This is a genomic window from Brenneria nigrifluens DSM 30175 = ATCC 13028 (assembly GCF_005484965.1).
Lineage (GTDB): Bacteria > Pseudomonadota > Gammaproteobacteria > Enterobacterales > Enterobacteriaceae > Brenneria > Brenneria nigrifluens.
In genome coordinates this window covers 3,761,826-3,781,740 of the sequence record NZ_CP034036.1, presented here as the reverse complement: position 1 = coordinate 3,781,740, position 19,915 = coordinate 3,761,826, and the positions used below count along the sequence as shown (strand labels likewise).

At 61.7% G+C, this 19,915-nt stretch carries 12 protein-coding genes; all 12 read left to right on the top strand.

Translation table 11 applies throughout. The features are described 5' to 3' along the window. Positions 1-393: 393 nt before the first annotated feature. A complete protein-coding gene (gene rppH, locus EH206_RS17710) occupies positions 394-927 on the top strand; it encodes an RNA pyrophosphohydrolase (RefSeq protein WP_009114191.1) in 534 nt (177 codons plus the stop codon). Positions 928-939: 12 nt separating this feature from the next. Then, a complete protein-coding gene (gene ptsP / locus EH206_RS17705) occupies positions 940-3,186 on the top strand; it encodes a phosphoenolpyruvate--protein phosphotransferase (RefSeq protein ID WP_009114190.1) in 2,247 nt (748 codons plus the stop codon). 149 nt (positions 3,187-3,335) lie between these two features. After that, positions 3,336-4,202 carry a prolipoprotein diacylglyceryl transferase gene (gene lgt, locus EH206_RS17700; protein WP_009114189.1) on the top strand — a complete coding sequence of 289 codons (867 nt, stop codon included), beginning with the start codon at positions 3,336-3,338 and terminating at the stop codon, positions 4,200-4,202. Between the two features lie 39 nt (positions 4,203-4,241). After that, positions 4,242-5,036: a thymidylate synthase gene (gene thyA / locus EH206_RS17695; protein ID WP_009114188.1), complete on the top strand. Its 795-nt coding sequence runs from the start codon at positions 4,242-4,244 to the stop codon at positions 5,034-5,036. Between the two features lie 762 nt (positions 5,037-5,798). Continuing rightward, on the top strand, positions 5,799-6,299 hold the full coding sequence (locus EH206_RS17690) for a prepilin peptidase-dependent protein (protein ID WP_009114186.1): 501 nt from the start codon (positions 5,799-5,801) through the stop codon (positions 6,297-6,299). Beyond that, positions 6,293-6,874 carry a prepilin peptidase-dependent protein gene (locus EH206_RS17685; RefSeq protein WP_009114185.1) on the top strand — a complete coding sequence of 194 codons (582 nt, stop codon included), beginning with the start codon at positions 6,293-6,295 and terminating at the stop codon, positions 6,872-6,874. Before EH206_RS17690 ends, EH206_RS17685 begins: the two co-directional genes overlap by 7 nt. Continuing rightward, positions 6,871-7,326, top strand: a complete 456-nt coding sequence (locus EH206_RS17680) for a YgdB family protein (RefSeq protein WP_009114184.1) — start codon at positions 6,871-6,873, stop codon at positions 7,324-7,326. The genes EH206_RS17685 and EH206_RS17680 overlap by 4 nt, the downstream gene beginning before the upstream one ends. Next, the gene (locus EH206_RS17675) at positions 7,316-7,681 is read left to right on the top strand and encodes a prepilin-type N-terminal cleavage/methylation domain-containing protein (protein WP_009114183.1); all 366 of its coding nucleotides are present in this window, start codon (positions 7,316-7,318) and stop codon (positions 7,679-7,681) included. Before EH206_RS17680 ends, EH206_RS17675 begins: the two co-directional genes overlap by 11 nt. Before the next feature lie 89 nt (positions 7,682-7,770). Further along, the gene (ptrA, locus tag EH206_RS17670; protein WP_040343392.1) at positions 7,771-10,659 is read left to right on the top strand and encodes a pitrilysin; all 2,889 of its coding nucleotides are present in this window, start codon (positions 7,771-7,773) and stop codon (positions 10,657-10,659) included. A gap of 6 nt (positions 10,660-10,665) precedes the next feature. Next, positions 10,666-14,163, top strand: a complete 3,498-nt coding sequence (gene recC, locus EH206_RS17665) for an exodeoxyribonuclease V subunit gamma (RefSeq protein WP_009114181.1) — start codon at positions 10,666-10,668, stop codon at positions 14,161-14,163. Then, positions 14,160-17,858 carry an exodeoxyribonuclease V subunit beta gene (gene recB / locus EH206_RS17660; protein WP_009114180.1) on the top strand — a complete coding sequence of 1,233 codons (3,699 nt, stop codon included), beginning with the start codon at positions 14,160-14,162 and terminating at the stop codon, positions 17,856-17,858. Before recC ends, recB begins: the two co-directional genes overlap by 4 nt. Beyond that, on the top strand, positions 17,855-19,891 hold the full coding sequence (recD, locus tag EH206_RS17655; protein WP_009114179.1) for an exodeoxyribonuclease V subunit alpha: 2,037 nt from the start codon (positions 17,855-17,857) through the stop codon (positions 19,889-19,891). The genes recB and recD overlap by 4 nt, the downstream gene beginning before the upstream one ends. Positions 19,892-19,915: the final 24 nt, after the last annotated feature.

Here is a 19,915-nt window from a genome sequence, read left to right as displayed (position 1 = left end):
GCTGTCAGTCTCTGTGGATAAAATCGGCATAGAACGATCTTTCGCCAGCGTTAAGGCGGGAATAATTCCGTCAGGATTCTTTACGGTGATTTTGTGGTTGAAAAACTAATTAACATCATGAAAATAAAATTTATTTATTTAGATCTTAAAGGAGGGGGCTTCACGGCCGGTAACAGGTTCCACTTACTTTTTCATGGGTTCTGCACAAAGATGTCCACAGAAATAGTGAATAAGCCGCCGGGATCGGCTTTTACATGTTTATAACTTTGATGTTATCTGTGGGTTATCGAGACTTTATTAGAAGGGATATGGCTCCAAGCAGTAGTTTACCGTCTGCCGGGAGTGTGAAACAATCAGCTCATCTTTGCATTTAAAGTCTATTGAGGTAGTCCGGTGATCGATGATGATGGCTACCGCCCGAATGTTGGTATCGTAATTTGTAATCGGCAGGGACAGGTCTTGTGGGCTCGTCGCTACGGCCAGCACTCCTGGCAGTTTCCTCAGGGGGGAATTAATCCCGGCGAAAATGCGGAACAGGCGATGTACCGTGAACTGTTCGAGGAAGTGGGGTTAAGGAAAAAAGATGTGCGTATCCTGGCATCTACCCGCAACTGGTTGCGCTATAAATTACCAAAACGTTTGGTGCGTTGGGATACAAAACCGGTATGTATCGGCCAAAAGCAAAAATGGTTTCTGCTACAGTTAATGTGCAATGAGTCAGAGATCAATATGCAAAGCAGCGGTACGCCTGAATTCGACGGCTGGCGCTGGGTCAGTTACTGGTATCCGGTACGTCAGGTGGTATCTTTCAAGCGTGACGTTTATCGTCGGGTGATGAAAGAGTTTATCAGCCCGGTGATACAACTTCAGGAGCATAGCGCGGCTCGGACGGCGCTGCCGCCCGGCGTCCGGCGAAAGAGAGGGTAAATCAGGCACATCATGCTTACGCGCCTGCGAGAAATTGTCGAAAAAGTAGCGGCGGCGGCCCGCCTTGATGATGCGCTGGATATTCTGGTGAATGAAATCTGCCAGGCGATGGATACGGAAGTCTGTTCCATCTATCTGGCTGACCACCAGCACCAATGCTACTACCTGATGGCCACGCGCGGATTGACAAAACCGCGCGGACGTACCGTCACGCTGGCGTTCGGCCAGGGCGTGGTCGGTCTGGTGGGCCAGCGGGCGGAACCGATTAATCTGGCGGATGCCCGCACCCACCCCAGTTTCAAATATATTCCCGCCGTAAAGGAACAGCATTTCCGCTCTTTTCTCGGGGTGCCCGTTATCCATCGCCGCCAGCTGCTGGGGGTGTTGGTGGTGCAGCAGCGCGAACACCGGCAGTTTGATAAAAACGAAGAGTCGTTCATGGTGACGCTGGCGACGCAGCTGGCGGCCATACTTTCCTTGTCGCAGATTAAAACGCTGTTCGGGCAATTCCGTCAGGCACGCGTTAAAGCGCTGGCGGCATCGCCCGGCGTGGCGATCGCCCCCGGCTGGCGGGATTGCAGCCAGCCTTCTCTGGATCAGGTCTTTCCCGCTTCAAGTCTGGACAGCGAACGGGAGCGCGTCCGGCTAACCCAGGCGTTGGAGGAAGCCACCGCGGAGTTCCGCCGTTTCAGCAAACGCTTCGGCGCCGGCGCGCAAAAAGAGAGCGCGGCCATTTTTGATCTCTATTCCCACCTGCTTAATGATGCCCGCTTGAAGCGCGAACTGTTTCAGGAAGTAGACGCCGGCAACGCCGCGCAATGGGCGGTCAAGCTGGTGATTGAGCGTTTTGCGGCGCGGTTCTCCAGCCTGCAGGATACCTATCTGCGCGAGCGGGCCGGCGATTTCCGCGCCCTCGGGCAGCGGCTGTTATTCCATCTCGACGATAACGCGCCCAGCCTCGGACGGTGGCCCGAACGCTTTATTCTGGTTGCCGATGAACTGACGGCGACGCTGCTGGCGGAATTGCCTGCGGAGCGGCTGGCGGGGGTGGTGGTCTACGACGGCGCGGCAAATTCTCATGCCGCCATTCTGGTGCGCGCGATGGGGATCCCGACCCTGGTCGGCGCGGATATTCAGCCTGAGCTGCTTCATCAGCGCACGCTGATTATCGACGGCTATCGCGGCGAGCTATTGGTGGATCCCGAACCGCTATTGGTGCAGGAATATCAGCGTCTGCTGATTGAAGAAAATGCGCTCACCCGCCTGGCGGAAGATGACATGGCCCGCCCGGCGGTGCTGAAAAGCGGCGAACGCATGCAGGTGATGCTGAACGCCGGGTTAAGCGCGGAGCATGATAAAAATATTATAAATCAGGTGGACGGCATCGGTCTGTATCGAACCGAATTCCCCTTTATGCTGCAGAGCGGCTTCCCGTCCGAAGATGAGCAAACGGCGCAATATCAAAGCATGTTGCAGCTCTATCCCGCGGGGCAGGTCATATTGCGTACCTTGGATATCGGCGCCGACAAGCCATTGCCGTATCTGCCCATCAATGAAGAGAACCCCAGCCTTGGCTGGCGCGGTATCCGTATTACTCTCGATCAGCCGGAAATATTTCTTATTCAGATACGCGCCATGCTGCGGGCGAACGCCCATAGCGGCAATCTGCATATTCTGCTGCCGATGGTGAGCAGTCTGGATGAGATCGATGAGTCACGCCGCCTGATCGACCAGGCCGCGGGCGAAGTCGCGGAACAGCTGGGGTCCCCGCAGCCCCGGCCGCGCATCGGCATTATGATCGAAGTGCCGTCGATGATTTTTATGCTGCCGCATCTGGTCGGACGCGTTGATTTTGTTTCCGTCGGCACCAACGATCTGACCCAGTATTTGCTGGCGGTGGACCGTAACAACACCCACGTCGCTTCCCTATATGACAGCCTGCATCCGGCGATGCTACAGGTGCTGAATACTATCGCCGCCGAGTGCCGGCGCCACGATATCGCGGTTTCCGTGTGCGGCGAGATGGCGGGGGAACCGCTGGGTGCGCTGGTGCTGACCGGGCTGGGGTATCGCACGCTCAGTATGAACGGCCGCAGCGTGGCGCGCATTAAATACCTGCTGCGCCAGATTGCTTTACCCGAGGCGCAGACGCTGGTCGGACAACTGTTGAAAGCCCCGAACGCCGGTGAAGTGCGCCGGCGCGCCGCCATCTTTGCCGAAGAGCGCGGACTGGGAGGGCTGATCCGCGGCGGACGTTAATATTGTTTACAGAACTTTTCCCGTCCGGATAACCAACGGATTCGGTGCGTTATGTTATGATCCGCCCCCGCGGTCGGCGGGAAAACGCCCTGTCTTGACCGATCGATAGCCCCTGGCCGGGGACAATACAACAAAATATGTGGTGAACGATGACGACGAGCTATCTGGCGTTTCCTCAGTTTGATCCGGTGATCTTTTCAATTGGCCCAGTGGCTTTGCACTGGTATGGGCTGATGTATTTGGTTGGGTTTGTGTTTGCCATGTGGCTGGCGGTGCGTCGCGCCAACAAACCGGGTAGCGGCTGGACGAAAGACGAAGTCGAAAACCTGTTGTATATGGGCTTTCTCGGGGTATTTATCGGCGGCCGCCTGGGCTATGTGCTGTTCTATGCGTTGCCGTCCTTTGTGGAAAATCCGCTCTATTTATTTAAAGTCTGGGATGGAGGCATGTCATTCCACGGTGGTCTGATCGGCGTGATCTGCGTCATGTTGTGGTTCGCCCGGCGCACCAAACGGCATTTCTTCCAGGTGGCTGATTTTATCGCGCCGTTAATCCCTTTTGGCCTGGGGGCCGGTCGTCTGGGCAACTTTATCAACGGCGAGCTTTGGGGCCGCGTCACCACCGATACGCCATGGGCGATGTTATTCCCCGGCTCACGCGGCGAAGATCTGGCGCTGGCGGCCGGCAATCCGCAATGGCAGGCCATTTTCAACCAGTACGGCATGCTGCCGCGCCATCCCTCACAGCTGTATCAGATGGCGCTTGAGGGCATCGCGCTGTTTATCATATTGAATTTGTTTATCCGCAAACCGCGCCCGATGGGCAGCGTTTCCGGGCTGTTCCTGATCGGCTACGGCGTTTTCCGTATCATCGCGGAATTTTTCCGCCAGCCTGATGCGCAACTGGGGTTATTCAGCAATATCTTCAGCATGGGGCAAATTCTGTCGATACCGATGGTCGTCGCCGGGGTGCTGATGATGGTCTGGGCCTATCGCCGTCAGCCCGCGCAGCGATAATCGCCGGCCGTCATTCTTTAATATTCGTGGTGAGGTAGTATGAAACAGTATCTGGATCTGATGAAAAAAGTGCTCGAGGAAGGGACGCCGAAAGCCGATCGCACCGGCACCGGCACCCTGTCGATTTTCGGTCATCAGATGCGTTTCAATTTACAGCAGGGTTTTCCGCTGGTAACCACCAAGCGCTGCCATCTGCGTTCGATCATTCATGAGCTGCTGTGGTTCCTCAACGGTGATACCAACGTGGCTTATCTGCATGACAACAAAGTGAGTATTTGGGACGAATGGGCGGATGAAAACGGCGATCTCGGTCCGGTCTACGGCAAACAATGGCGCGCCTGGGGCGCGGCCGACGGGCGTCAGATCGATCAACTGAAAAATGTGCTGACCCAGTTGAATCAGGATCCCGACTCCCGGCGCATCATCGTTTCCGCCTGGAATGTGGGGGAGCTGGACAAGATGGCGCTGGCGCCGTGCCATGCCTTTTTCCAGTTCTACGTTGCCGACGGCAAATTATCCTGCCAGCTTTATCAGCGCTCGTGCGACGTGTTCCTCGGTTTGCCTTTCAATATCGCCAGCTATGCCTTACTGGTGCATATGGTGGCGCAGCAGTGCGACCTGGAAGTCGGGGACTTCGTCTGGACGGGCGGGGATACCCACCTCTACAACAACCATATGGAACAGACGCATCTGCAACTGAGCCGCGAACCGCGCCCCTTGCCGAAGCTGGTGATTAAACGCCGTCCCGATACGCTGTTTGACTACCGTTTTGAAGACTTTGAAATCGAAGGCTACGATCCGCATCCGCCGATTAAAGCGCCGGTGGCGATCTGAAGTTGATTGAGTGACTGGGCGCCTGCGCCGCCTTGGCTCGTTGACAAAATTCGGCTATTCGCCATTAATGACCCCCTCCCGGCCTCCCTCTTGTCAGGGGGAGGAGCTGACTCCCTCCCCTGCGACTGTCTCCTAGTCACATATTTACTGTTAACGGTATATGTGAGTTCAGCGCTATTTCGTGCGCTAGAAGGGCGTCATTTCTCTGCTATGTCGCAGCACGCGCCCGACGCAGGGTGGTTCAAGCGCCACCACCCTCCGGACCCGGGCTAGTGGCTGAAATCACGTCGCTGACGCGATGCCTTCGGCGGTCGCCCCCTGTCCCGAACCGCCAGTGACGGAATACTCGTCTCATCCCTGAGACTCGCCCTACCGGGCCAGCGCAAGCGCTGTTCAAAAACGCTCCCGGCGTTTTTGTCCGACGCGGCACTGGCTTGCGCCGCTTCCCTGCGGCGCATTCGCGGGGTCGTCCACCTCAGCGTGATTTCTTACGCCGACGAAAAGCAAAAAACAAAGAACCAAGAATGACCCCAAGACCAGAATACACATGGCCTCTAGAGGTTCCTTGGATTTGTGTATAAGAGACAGCCCCTGCGAAGGGGAGGGCTGGGGTGGGGTAACTACCTGGTTCCTCAGCAGAATCAGGGTTGCTCCCCGCATCTTTCCCCCTCCGTTGCATGGTTGCGCGCAAACATTGCGTATCTTCTCGTATAACGCCGTTAATCCCCTATCGTTATTCAATAAAATCCCCACACTGGCGGTATGAAAACGGCTATTCGACAATCGCGGGGGGTAACCTTGCTTGAATTATTGGCGGTTCTGACGATAGCGGCGCTGCTGGCCGGCGGCGGTCTGCACGCCTGGACGGGGTATCAACAGGCGCTGCGGCTGGAGCAGGGCGCGCGGCAGTTGCTGGATTTTTTAAGCCGGGTGCAGACCAACGCCGATTGGCGTAATGAAACCCGCACGGCGCGGCTTATACGGCAGGGTGAATACTGGTGCCTGAACGACGCGGCGGACGATCGCGCAATAAAAAGCTGCGCGGAACAGAACCCCCGCCAGTTTACGCGCGCCAATAAAGATCTCTCCGTCTCGGCGTTTACCAGCGATACCCTGACTTTTTACGGCTTACGCAATACGGCGCAGGCCGGGCATATTACGCTGGCGAACGCCGCCGGAAAACTGCGCCTGGTGATCTCGGCGCGCGGGCGCCTGCGTCTGTGCAGCGAGGACCGGCAGGTGCTGGCGATCCCGCTATGTTGAACCGAGGGCAACGGGGATTCACGCTGGCGGAGACGTTGCTGGCGCTCAGTCTGGGCAGCCTGATTATGCTGTCGGCGGCGCAGCTCTATCCGCTGCTGCGCGCGCAAAGCCAGAACAGCGCCCACTATTTCCGCCTGGATCAGGTGCTCGGGCAGGCGGTATCCGGGATTGAAAAGGATCTCCGCCGGGCGGGGTTCTGCGCCGGTGAATGCCGGGGGCGCGCCGTCAGCATCGGCAACTATCCGGGCGAGGCGGCGCAAAGCTGCCTTAATGTGTCATACGATCTGAACCGCAACGGCGTTTGGGACGGCGGCGAGCGGCAGGACGGCGAATCTTTCGGCTATCGTTTGCGCGCCGGCGCCCTGGAAGTGCAGCGGGGAACGCATGGCTGTCAGGGCGATCGCTGGGAAAAACGCTTTGATCCGCAGGAAGTGACGATCGCGCAGTTTCGTATACAAGCGCTGAGCGATCGCCCGGGCGCGGTGCTGTATCAGCTGCAACTGGCGGGCTACTGGACGAAACGGCCGTCTATCGGCCGGCAAATCACCCGCTTGATCGTGGGGCGTAATCAATGAACAAGGCATGGCAGTCCGGCGGCGGTACGTTGACGATGGTGATGCTGCTCTCCATCGTCGGGCTGCTGTTGCTGTCCGGCCTGCAGCGTCAGCTTGATGCGGCGATACGGACGGGGAGCGATGAGCGCCACTATCTACACGCGTTTAATCAGGCGTTATCCTCGCTGAACTGGGGAATGAGCCTGCGCTGGCGCGACGCGGAGCAGGGTTGGCAGTGTCAGGCGCTGGCGCCGGAATCGTTGCGCGCCTGTCTGAAAAAGGCGTCCGGCGGGGAGGAATGGCTATTGCGCGGCGAGGGACGGCTCCCGGCGCAGCCGCGTCCGCTGGCGCTGTACCGCAGAGTGATATTCTTAACGCCGGTGTCGGAGGATGTTACCCTGCAGTCCTTGTCCCAAGGCTGGCTGGATTTTTGTCCGGATAAGGAAAGCTCCCGCTGTGCCGATGCGCAATAGGGCGCTCCGCAGCCGGCCGTTTCAGCAGCGCGGCTTCAGCCTGCCGGAAACGCTGGCGGCGGCGCTCCTGTTTGCGATATCGCTGCTCGGGCTGTTGCAATACCATCAGGTTTTGCTGCAATCGTTCCAGCATCAATGGCAGCAGCGTCAGGCATGGCGGCTGGCTGCTCAGCAACTGGAAGCCTATGAAGCCGGAATGAAGTACCATGCAATGGTTCCGCCGCCGGAAAGCGGATGGCGATTCACTCTGTCGGAACAGGCGCAGGGGGCGGGATGCCGCAGGGTGACGGCCACCTCGACCACGCCGCGACACTACCAGGCGCGGCTCATCCGCTGGTTTTGTCCGGCAGCGTGAAGTATGACGGATCTATACTGGTGACTGTCGCCAATCCGTTCTACTCTGATTTGATTTATCTATTCGACGTAAAGGCTATGGAGAAATGCATGCGTAGGCAGTTTGTCTGGATTAGCGGGTGGTTGTTGTTATTTATTTTCTGGCTTCCGTTGAGCTGGGCGGAAACCGGTTGGCAGCCGCTGGCGCAAACCATTCATAAAAGCGACAAGGATCCGCGCCAGTATCAGGCGATAAAACTGGATAACGGCATGACGGTGCTGCTGGTTTCCGATGCGCAGGCGACGAAATCCCTGGCCTCGCTGGCGTTGCCGGTAGGGTCGCTGGACGATCCCGCCAGCCAGCTGGGGCTGGCGCATTATCTTGAGCATATGGTGTTGATGGGCTCCAAACGCTATCCGCAGCCGGAGGCTCTGTCCGAATTTCTGAAAAAGCACGGCGGCAGCCACAATGCCAGCACCGCGTCTTACCGCACGGCGTATTATCTGGAAGTGGAAAATGATGCGCTGCAACCGGCGGTTGACCGTCTGGCGGACGCCATCGCCGCGCCTTTGCTCGATCCGATCAACGCCGACCGCGAACGGCACGCGGTGAATGCGGAGATGACCATGGCCCGTTCCCGCGACGGCCATCGCATGGCGCAGGTGGGAGCGGAAACCTTGAATCCGGCGCATCCCAGCTCGCGATTCTCCGGCGGCAATCTCGACACCCTGAGCGACAAGCCCGGCAGCAAGCTGCACGACGAACTGGTGAAGTTTTATCAGCGCTATTACTCCGCCAATCTGATGAAAGGGGTGATTTACAGCAACCGGCCTTTACCGGAGCTGGCCGCGCTGGCGGCGAGCACCTTCGGGCGCATCGCCAATCATGACGCCGACGTGCCGCCGATTACCGTCCCGGTAGCCACCGAAGCGCAGCGCGGTATCATCATCCACTACGTTCCGGCACAGCCGCGCAAACAGCTGCGCATTGAATTCCGGGTGGATAACAACAGCCAGGCATTTCGCAGCAAAACGGATACCTATATCGGCTATCTGATCGGCAACCGCAGCCAGAACACGCTATCTGACTGGTTGCAGAAAGAGGGGCTGGTGGAGTCCATCGGCGCCGGTTCCGACCCGGTTATCGATCGCAACGGCGGCATTTTCGCCATTTCGGCCTCGTTAACGGATAAAGGTCTGGCGCGGCGCGATGAGGTTATCGCGGCAATCTTCAATTACCTGCAGCTGTTGCGCCGGGAAGGCATCCAGCAGCGCTATTTCGATGAAATCGCCAACGTGCTGGATCTGGATTTCCGCTACCCCTCCATCAGCCGCGATATGGACTATATCGAATGGCTGGTGGATACCATGCTGCGGGTGCCGGTGGAACATACGCTGGATGCGGTATATCTGGCCGATCGCTACGATCCGCAAGCCATTGCCGCGCGGCTGGATGAGATGCGTCCGCAGAACGCCCGTATCTGGCTGATCGGTCCGAATGAACCGCACAACAAGGTGGCCTATTTTGTCGATGCGCCTTATCAGGTGGACAGCGTGCCCGCCGCCACCTTTGCCCGGTGGGAAACACTGGGACGGAAAATTTCACTGACGCTCCCCGCGGTCAACCCCTATATTCCGGATGATTTTTCCCTGATTAAACCGGATACTGGCGTTACCCATCCGCAAGTGTTGCTGCAACAGCCGGGATTGCGGGTGCTGTATATGCCCAGCCGCTACTTCGCCGATGAGCCCAGGGCCGATATCACCTTGTTTTTACGCAATCAAGAAGCCCGCAACAGCGCCCGCAATCAGGTTCTGTTCGCCCTGAACGACTATCTGGCCGGTCTGGCGCTGGATGAGTTGAGCTATCAGGCGTCGGTGGGCGGCATCAGCTTCTCCACCAGCAGCAATGACGGACTGACCATCAAGGCCAACGGCTACACGCAGCGCCTGCCTCAGCTTCTGCTGGCGCTGGTGGAGGGCTATACCTCTTTCTCCTCGACGGAAGAGCAGCTGCAGCAGGCGAAGTCCTGGTATGCGCAGCAACTGGAGGCGGCGGAAAAAGGGAAAGCGTTTGAACTGGCCATTCAGCCGATCCAGGCGCTGTCGCAGGTGCCCTATACCGAACGCGCCGAGCGGCGCGATTTGCTGCCGGAGATTACGCTGCGGGACATTGTGCAGTACCGCAAAACGCTGCTGCAACAGGCGGCGCCGGAAATGCTGGTGGTGGGGAATTTGCCGCCGCAACGGGTAACGGAACTGGCGCAGACGCTAAAAGCCCGCCTGAACTGCGGCGGAGAAATCCTGTGGCGCAGCGATGACGTGCGAATTGATAAAACGCAGCGGGCCAACCTGCAGCGGCCCGGCGGCAGCAGCGATTCCGCGCTGGCCTCGGTATATGTGCCGACGGGCTACGGCGAAATTCAGGGCATGGCCTATAGCTCGGTGCTGGGGCAGATTATTCAGCCCTGGTTCTACAGCCAGCTAAGAACGGAAGAGCAGCTCGGCTACGCGGTATTCGCTTTCCCGATCTCCGTCGGGCGGCAATGGGGGATCGGTTTCCTGCTGCAAAGCAACAGTAAACAACCGGCCTATCTGTATCAGCGCTATCAGGATTTCTATCAGAAAGCGCAGGCGCGGCTGCGGGCGATGAGCGCCGACGAGTTCGCCCAGTACAAACAGGGGGTGATTAATGAACTGAGCCAGCGCCCGCAAACGCTGGATGAAGAGGCGAGGCGTTTTCTTAACGATCTGCAGCGGGAAAATTTCAGCTTTGACACCCGCGAAAAGCTGATCGCCACCATCAAGCCGCTGACGGTGCAACAGCTGGCCGATTACTTCAGTCAGGCGCTGAAGCCGCAGGGGCTGGCGGTGTTGTCGCAAATTTCCGGCAATCATCACGGCAAGGCGGAGTATGCCGCGCCGCAGGGGTGGCATACCTATCCTGACACCTCCTCGTTGCAGAAAACGCTGCCGTTGCAAAAAGCGCCGGCGAGATAAATCACTATGGCTTTGACGAACGACAATGCCCTGCAGCCCGGAATGATGGTGATTCACGGCAATCATTCCGAAGTGCTGCGCGACGTGCTGGTCTCATGGATGTCCGCCCACCCTCTGCCGGCGCTCGATAATGAGGTCATTCTGGTACAGAGCAACGGCATCGGACAATGGCTGAAGCTGGCATTGGCGCGCGACGCGGACGACGGCGGCTGCGGCGTGGCTGCGGCGCTGGATATCCAACTGCCGGCGCGCTTTTTCTGGCAGGTCTATCGGGCCGTGCTGGGGCGCGAGCGGGTGCCCGACTCCTCGCCGTTCGACAAGCCCCTGCTGATCTGGCGGCTGATGCGCCTGCTGCCGTCGTTGCTGGCGCAGCCGGCGTTTGCCCCGCTGGCGCGTTTTCTGCAACAGGATGACGACCGGCGCAAGCTTTATCAGCTCTCCGAACGGCTGGCCGATTTGTTCGACCAGTATCAGGTGTACCGCTCCGACTGGCTGGCCGACTGGGCAAGCGGCAATGACGTGCTGAATACCAGCCGTCGCGGCCGGGAGCCTTTGCCGGAAGAGCAGAGCTGGCAGCCATTGCTGTGGCGCGCATTGCTGGACGACGCCGGGGAAGCGCTGTCGGAAACCAGCCGGGCGGCGCTGCACCAGCGTTTTCTGGCGCAGGCGGAACAGCGGGGCGATGATGAACGGCCTGCGGGCCTGCCGGCGCGCGTCGTTGTGTTCGGTATCTCCTCTCTGCCGCAGCAGGCGCTGGAGGTGCTGGCGGCCATCGGGCGCTGGACCCAGGTGTTTATGTGCGTGCACAACCCGTGCGAACACTATTGGGGCAATATCATTGCCGACAAGGATTTGCTGCGCGCCGAGCGCATTCGCCAGCAGCGCAAACCGGGCATGCCTGAAGTCATCGCCGAAGAGGAGCTGCACCAGCATGCGCATCCGCTGCTGGCGGCGTGGGGAAAACAGGGGCGGGATTATATCGGCCTGCTGGATGAATACGACCAGCGCGAACGGTATGAATCGCTGCTGCTGCCGGAGATAGCCCGTATCGACCTGTTTGAGGAAAACGGCGGGGATACGCTGCTGCACCAGTTGCAGGATGATATCCGCGAGCTGCGCCCGCTGGCGGAAAGCCGGGCGCTGTGGCCGGCGGCCGACCTCCCGCGCGATCGGTCGATCCGCTTTCATATTACCCATAGTCCGCAGCGCGAGGTGGAAGCGTTGCACGATCAACTGCTGGCGGCGTTTGCCGCGGACGCCACTCTGCGTCCGCGCGACATCATCGTGATGGTGCCCGATATCAATGGCTACGCCCCGCATATTCAGGCGGTATTCGGCCTGACGGACTATCAGGATGTGCGTTATATCCCCTTCAGCGTAGCCGATCGCGGGGCGCGTCAGAACAGCCTGCTGCTGGGAGCCCTGGAGCGTTTGTTGAATTTGCCGCAGTCGCGCTTCGCGGTAAGCGATCTGCTCGATCTGCTCGACGTGCCCGCCCTACGGCAGCGTTTTGCCATTAGCGAAGAGCGGCTGCCGCTGCTGCAACGCTGGATCCGCTCGGCCAACGTGCGCTGGGGATTGCATGCGGAGCAGCGGCAAAGCCTGGATTTACCGCAGGCGCCGGCGCAAAACAGCTGGTTCTTCGGCCTGCGCCGCATGCTGCTGGGGTATGCGGTGGGCGGCGGCGAGGCGTGGCGGGACATTGAGCCGCTGGACGAAGTCGGCGGGCTTGACGCGGCGCTGGCCGGGCAGCTGGCGCGCTTTCTTAACAGCCTGGAACAGGCCTGGAGAATGCTGTGCCGGACGGCGACCCCGATAGAGTGGGGCGAGCGCCTGCGCGATCTGCTGGCGATGTTTTTCGTCGCCGATGACGGCGACGAGGGCTTTATTCTGTGGCAACTGGAGGACGGCCTGCAAAACTGGCTGGACGCCTGCGAAAGCGTGGCGCTGGAGCAAAGCCTGCCGCTGTCGGTGGTGCGGGAGCACTGGCTGGGGCTGTTTGCGCAACCGGGGATGACCCAGCCGTTTTTCGGCGGCGCGGTGACCTTCGCCACCCTGATGCCGATGCGCGCCATCCCTTTCCGCCACGTTTGCCTGCTGGGGATGAATGACGGCGACTATCCGCGCAACCGCATCCCGCTCGATTTCGATCTGATGGGGCGGGACTATCGCCCCGGCGATCGCTCGCGCCGCGAGGACGATCGCTATCTGTTCCTCGAAGCGCTGCTGTCGGCGCGCGAGCGGCTGTATATCAGTTGGGTGGGGCGCAGCATTCACGACAACGCCGAGCGTCCGCCGTCGGTGCTGGTGGCGCAGCTGCGCGATCATCTCGCCGCCGGCTGGCGGCAACAGGGCGGCGGCGATCTGCTCGCCGCGCTGACGGTGGAGCACCGTCTGCAGCCGTTCAACCAGGATTACTTTACCGCCGATAGCCCGCTGTTCAGCTACGCGCGCGAATGGCGCGCCGGCTTGCTGCCGGAAGCGCCGCGGGAAAGCGAAACGCAGGACTTGGCGGACTATCAGCAGGAGGGGGCGCTGACGCTGCGTCAACTGGCTGACTTTTTACGTAATCCGGTGCGCAGCTTCTTCCGCCAGCGGCTGAATATTTACTTCGAGCTGGAGGACTCGGCGAGCAACGATCAGGAACCCTTCGCCATCGATGCGCTGGAAAACTGGCGCCTGCAGGACGAGCTGATTCAGGTGCAGAAAGAGGCGGTGCAGCGCGGCATGCCGCGTGAACCGGCGTTGCAACAACAGCTGGAGCGCATCGCCCGCCGCGGCGAGCTGGCGCCGGGCGGGTTTTCCCGCGTACTGGAACAGACGCTGGCCGAGCCGATGGAAGATATCTTCGCCCGCTATGCGCAGGAACTGGCGCGCTGGCCCCATTCGCTGCCGGCGGAACAGCTGGTGTTGAACGATGCGCCGCTTGAAGACTGGCTGGGTGAGTTACGCCGCGATGATGACGGCAGACGTTGCCGGCTGGTGTTGGAAAGCAGCGGCCTGATGGATGAGAAAAAGCGCAGCTACCGCTGGGAGAGGCTGCCGCCCTTCTGGGTGACGCATCTGGCCGGGCATCTTGGCGGAGAAGCGATGTCCAGCGTGATTGTCGGTAAAAACGGCACCGTCCATCTGGCGCCGCTTGAGATTGAGCAGGCGCGGCAATACTGGCAGGCGTTGATCGCCGCCTGGCGCGAGGGGATGCGGCGTCCGCTGCCGCTGGCGGCGAAAACCGGCTTCTGCTGGCTGGATCGCGGCGGCGAGCCGACAACGCCGCCGGACAGCGAGGCGGGCGGCGCGGCGCGCGCCTGCTATGAAGATCACGACCCGCAGAATAACAAATTCGCCGAACTGGGCGACAACCCCTACCTGTCGCGCGCCTGGCCGAGCTTTGCCGCGTTGTGGGCGGAGGGCGAATTCGCCCAATGGACGCAACGGCTGCTCGCTCCGCTGTACCACAGCGTAAAGGCGAACTCGGCCCGTAGCCGTCAAGGAGCCCGCGAATGAACGCCCAAACCATGCCTTCCCCGCTGGATGTGCTGAATTTCCCGCTGAGCGGCAGCCGTCTGATCGAGGCCAGCGCCGGCACCGGCAAAACCTTCACCATCGCCATGCTGTATGTGCGCCTGGTGCTGGGGCACGGCGGCGAGCGGGCCTTTGCGCGCCCCCTGACCCCGCCGGAAATTCTGGTGGTCACCTTTACCGATGCGGCCACCAAAGAGCTGCGCGACCGCATCCGCGCCCGGTTGACGGAAGCCGCCGGTTATTTCCAGCGCTCGCCGCAGGAGGTGGCGCCGCGACCGGCGAACGAGGATTTACTGCATGACCTACGGGCGGAATACCCGCCGGAACAGTGGTCGGGCTGCGCGCGCAAGCTGCAGCTGGCGGCCGAGTGGATGGACGAAGCCGCGGTATCCACCATTCACGGCTGGTGTAACCGCATGCTGGGCGAGCACGCGTTCGACAGCGACAGCCTGTTTAGTCAAACGCTGGAAACCGACCAGAGCGAACTGCTGCTGGAGGTGGTGCGCGACTATTGGCGCACCTTCTTTTTCCCCCTCGACGTCAAGGATATCGCCGCGTTGCGCAACTGGTGGAGCGAGCCGGACGCGCTTTACCGCAGCCTGAAGCCGCTGCTGGAACACGTGGATTTGCTGGGCGCCGTCACGCCGCCGCAGCAGGTGTTTGCGCAGGCGCGCGAGGAAAAAGCGCGGGAGCTGGCGGCGCTGAAAAGCGGCTGGGACGTCTGGTGCGGGGAACTGCGCACCCTGCTGGAAGACGCCGTGGCCGCCAAAGTGGTCGACGGGCGCAAACTTCGGGCGAGCTATTTCCTGCCCTGGCTGGAAAAATTGCAGGCCTGGGCGAACGGCGCGGACGACACGCTGGATATCGGCGCCGGCTGGACGCGCCTGACGCCGGCCGGGCTGCGCGAATGCTGGAAACAGGGCCAGCCGCCCGATCACCCGGCGCTGACGGCGATGGAAACCCTGCCGGAAAAATTGAAAAACCTGCCGGACGCCCGCGGCGGCGTCTTGCGGCACGCCTGCCGCTGGGTCGCCGCGCGTTTTCAGCAGGAGCAGCAACGGCGGGCGCAGATGGGATTCAACGACCTGCTGGTCCGGCTGGATGCGGCGCTGAGCAGCGAGAACGGCCCGCGGCTGGCGCAGATGATCCGCCAGCAGTTCCCGCTGGCGATGATCGATGAGTTTCAGGATACCGACCCGCTGCAATATCGCATTTTCGACGCCGTTTACCGGGTGAAGGAAAACGACGCGCAGTACGGCCTGATCCTGATCGGCGATCCCAAGCAGGCGATTTACGCCTTCCGCGGCGCAGATATTTTTACCTACCTGCGGGCGCGGCGCGATACCGCCGGCCGGCACTACACGCTGACCACCAACTTCCGCTCCACGCGGGCGATGATCGACGCCGTCAATCAGGTGTTTTCCCTGGCGGAGTCGCGTTCGCAGGGCGCCGGGGCTTTTCTGTTCCGCCGCGGCGACGGGGAAAATCAGGTGCCGTTTACGGCGGTGCGGGCCAAAGGACGGGATGAACGCTGGCTGGTGGAGGATGCCGAAGCCGGCGCCATGACGTTCCAGTGCGTTGACGAGCCGGAGCCGCTGTCGAAAACGGATTACCGGCGGCGAATGGCGGCGGCCTGCGCCGATGAAATCGTGCGGCTGCTGCGTTTGGGGCAACAACGCCAGGCCGGTTTTGCGGCGCCGGGAAACGATCTTCTGCCGGTACGTCCCGGCGATATGGCGGTGCTGGTCAACACCGGCCGCGAGGCGCAGGCGGTGCGGGACGAACTGAAAGCGCGCGGCGTACGCAGCGTCTATCTCTCGGATAAGGAGTCCGTCTTCGCCAGCCCGCAGGCCGGCGAACTGCAATACTGGCTGGCGGCCTGCGCCGAACCGGAAAACGACCGCCTGCTGCGCGCGGCGCTGGGCACCGCCACGCTGGGGCTGAGCTGGCCGCAGCTCGACAGGCTTAACCACGACGAACAGGAGTGGGAGAGCCGGGTAGAACAGTTTCAGCGCTATCAGAAATGCTGGCGCAAACAGGGCGTGTTACCGATGCTGCGCCGGCTGATGTGGGAGTTCGACGTTCCGCGCCGCCTGTTGTCCGCCAATGACTCGCGCGCGCTGACCGATCTGCTGCACCTGTCGGAACTGTTGCAGCAGGCCGGCGGGCAGTTGGACGGCGATCATGCGCTGATTCGCTATCTGGCCGAACAGCGGCGGGATGAGAATCAGGGCGGCGATGCGCGCAAGCTGCGGCTGGAAAGCGACGCGGCGCTGGTAAAAGTGGTGACGGTGCATAAATCCAAGGGGCTGGAGTATCCGCTGGTTTTCCTGCCTTTCGCCTGCTCGTTCCGCGCGGTGAGCGCTAAGGACTCGCCGCTGAAATGGCACGACGATCAGGGGAATCTGCGGCTGTCCCTGAACGGCAGCGAAGCGCAGCTGCAGCTGGCCGAGCGTGAGCGTCTGGGCGAAGACCTGCGTAAGTTCTACGTGGCGCTGACCCGGGCCCGCTATGCCATATGGCTGGGAATGGCGTGGCTGAAAGGGGCGGAGAACAGCGCCGCCGGCTATCTGCTCAACGCCGGGGAGACGGTGGAGCCGGCGCAGCTGGCGGATCTATTGCTGGAGCGCTACGGCGCGACCGCCGAGGTGCGGCAACTGGCGCCATCGGAAACGCAGGTTTACCGCGGTGAAGAGCATGCACTGGCGCTCGCCGCCGAGCCGGCGCTGCCGGATATCCGCAGCCATCGCTGGCGCATTACCAGCTATTCCGGGCTGAAAATCGCCCCGCAGGGCAGCTACGTCGACGCGGACGCCGTCGCCGCGCCGTCGCCGGAAGTACAGAGCGCGGCGCAGGAGACGTTCAGCGAAGCGCGGGAGGTCGGCGCGAGTTTAACGCTGCCGGCGGCGGGCAACGATCTGTACGGCTTTCCGCGCGGCGCGGCGCCGGGCAATTTTCTCCATGCGCTGCTGGAGTGGGCCGGGCAGGAGGGGTTTGCCGCTCTGGCGCAGGATCGCCCGCGGGTCGAGGATCAGGTGGCGCGCCGCTGTAACCGCCGCGGCTGGCAGCACTGGATCCCGACGCTGACGGATTGGTTGCTGGCCTTGATCAACCAGCCGCTGCCGATGCCGGCGCATAAAGATGACCATGCCGCCGGCGCGATGACGCTGGCCGGATTGAACCAATCACAGTATCAGGTTGAAATGGAGTTCTGGTTCTCGCTCAGCCAGGTGCATACCCAGCGGCTGGACGGTTACGTCAGGGCCGCGACGCTGGACGGCGCGCCGCGCGCGACGCTATTGCCGGATGAACTGAACGGCATGTTGAAAGGGTTTATCGATCTGGTGTTTGAGCATCAGGGGCGCTATTACGTATTGGATTACAAGTCCAACTGGCTGGGGGCGGAAGCCGCCGATTACGACGAGGCGAACATGGCGCGCGCGATGCTCGATCACCGCTACGATCTGCAACTGACGCTGTACCTGTTCGCGCTCCATCGCCTGCTGAAGTCCCGCCTGGCGGATTACGACTACGATCGTCACGTCGGCGGCGCGTTGTATCTGTTTCTGCGCGGCGGCCAGGCCGTGAGCCGCGGCGTTTGCCCCCAGCGCCCGGATAAATCCCTGATTGAGTCGCTGGAACGGCTGTTTAGCGCCGATAAGGCGGCCAAGGTATGAAAATGACCAACGAGAGCGTATTCGCGTTACTGGATCGGTGGGTTGAGTGCGGCTGGCTGCGCGAGCTGGATCGCTCACTGGCGCTGTTTCTGCAACAGGAATCCGCGGACGCTGACCCGTTGCTGCTGCTGGGCGCGGCGCTGGTCAGCTACCAGTTGGGGCGCGGGCACGTCTGCCTCGATTTATCGGCGGCGTTGAACGACAGCGCTTTCGCGCTGGCGCTGCCGCCGGAGGGCGATCGCGGCAACGACCATATTCCGCCGCCGGCGCAGGCGCTGGCGGGCGTGTCGCTGGAAAACTGGCTGGCGGCGCTGCGGCGACATCCCCTGCTGGTGGCGGAGGCGGCGGGAAATACGCCGCTGGTCTTGCGCGGCCACCGCCTATATCTGCGCCGCTACTGGCAGTATGAGCAGGACGTGCGCACGGCGATAGAGCAGCGCCTGGCGCAGGGCGCCAGCTGGCGCGCCGAGCTGCCGCGCGCCACGCTGCGTCGTTTGCTAAGCCTGTTGTTTAAGGGAAATAACGGCGGGCGCACCGACTGGCAAAAGTTGGCCTGCGCGCTGGCGGCGGGCAGCGGGTTCAGTATTATCACCGGCGGTCCGGGGACCGGTAAAACCACCACGGTGGTGAAGCTGCTGGCGTTGTTGCAGGCGCTGGCGCTGGAAACCCGCGGGCAGCCGCTGCGTATCCGCCTGGCGGCGCCCACCGGCAAGGCGGCGGCGCGCCTTAACGAATCCATCGCCGGGGCGATGGCGCATCTGCCGCTGGCGGAGCTGGGGGTCGAGCTGCAGGATATCGACGGCAAAGTGGTGACCCTGCACCGCCTGCTGGGCAGCCGCCCGGATACCCGCCATTTCCGTCATCATGCCGGGCATCCGTTGATGCTGGATGTGCTGGTGGTGGATGAAGCATCAATGGTGGATCTGGAGATGATGGCCGCGCTGCTGGCGGCCATGCCCGAGCACGCCCGCCTGATCCTGCTGGGCGACAAGGATCAACTGGCGTCGGTGGAAGCCGGGGCGCTGCTGGGAGAGCTGTGCCGGCGCGCCGCCGAGGGGCACTATCTGCCGCAGACGCGGGACTGGCTGCTGGAGGTGGCCGCAGCGGCGCCGGACGAGGCGATGATCGACCCGCGGGGGAGCGAGCTCGATCAGGCGATCGCCATGCTGCGTTACAGCCACCGTTTTGGCGCCGACAGCGGTATCGGGCAGTTGGCGACGGCGGTCAATCAGGGCGACGGTCAGGCGCTGGCGCGCCTCTGGCAACGGGATTACCCCGATCTGGCGCGCCTGACCCTGGATCCCGGCGACGCGGGCGCCTGGCGACGCTGGGTGATCGATGGCGCCGCCGATGCTTTCGCGCCGCGGGCGGGCATCGCGCCGCCGGTGGGCTACGGCCACTATCTGCGGGTGATGGCGGCCGAACGGCCGGATTCGCGGGCGCCGCAGGCGGCGTTCGACGCCTGGGCCGCCGCGGTGCTGGAGGCCTTCGGCCGGTTCCAACTGCTCTGCGCCCTGCGTCGCGGGACCTGGGGCGTGGAAGGATTGAACGCGCGTATCGCCGAACTGCTGTTTGACGCCGGGCTGCTGGGCGCGTGGCGCAACTGGTATCCGGGACGGCCGGTGCTGGTGACCCGCAATGATTACGGACAGAAACTGATGAACGGCGATATCGGCATCGCGCTGGAGGTGCCTCAGCGGCTGCCCGACGGCGGGCAAAAGGCGGGCATCCGCGTGGCGTTTCCCGCCGGCGACGGTTCGGGGGCGATCCGCTGGATATTGCCGGGACGTCTGCCGTCGGTGGAGACGGTGTTCGCCATGACGGTGCATAAGTCGCAAGGTTCGGAGTTCGCCCATACCGCGCTGTTGTTGCCGGACAATCTAAGCCCGATTCTGACTCGGGAGCTTATCTATACCGGCATCACCCGCGCCCGCCACTGGTTTAGCCTGGGCGGCGGAGAGCGGCACGATAGGGTATTGACCGACGCGGTGAGCCGGCGGGTATTGCGCTCCGGCGGATTGCTGCTCGATTAGCCGGCCGCGCAACGGCTGCCGGCT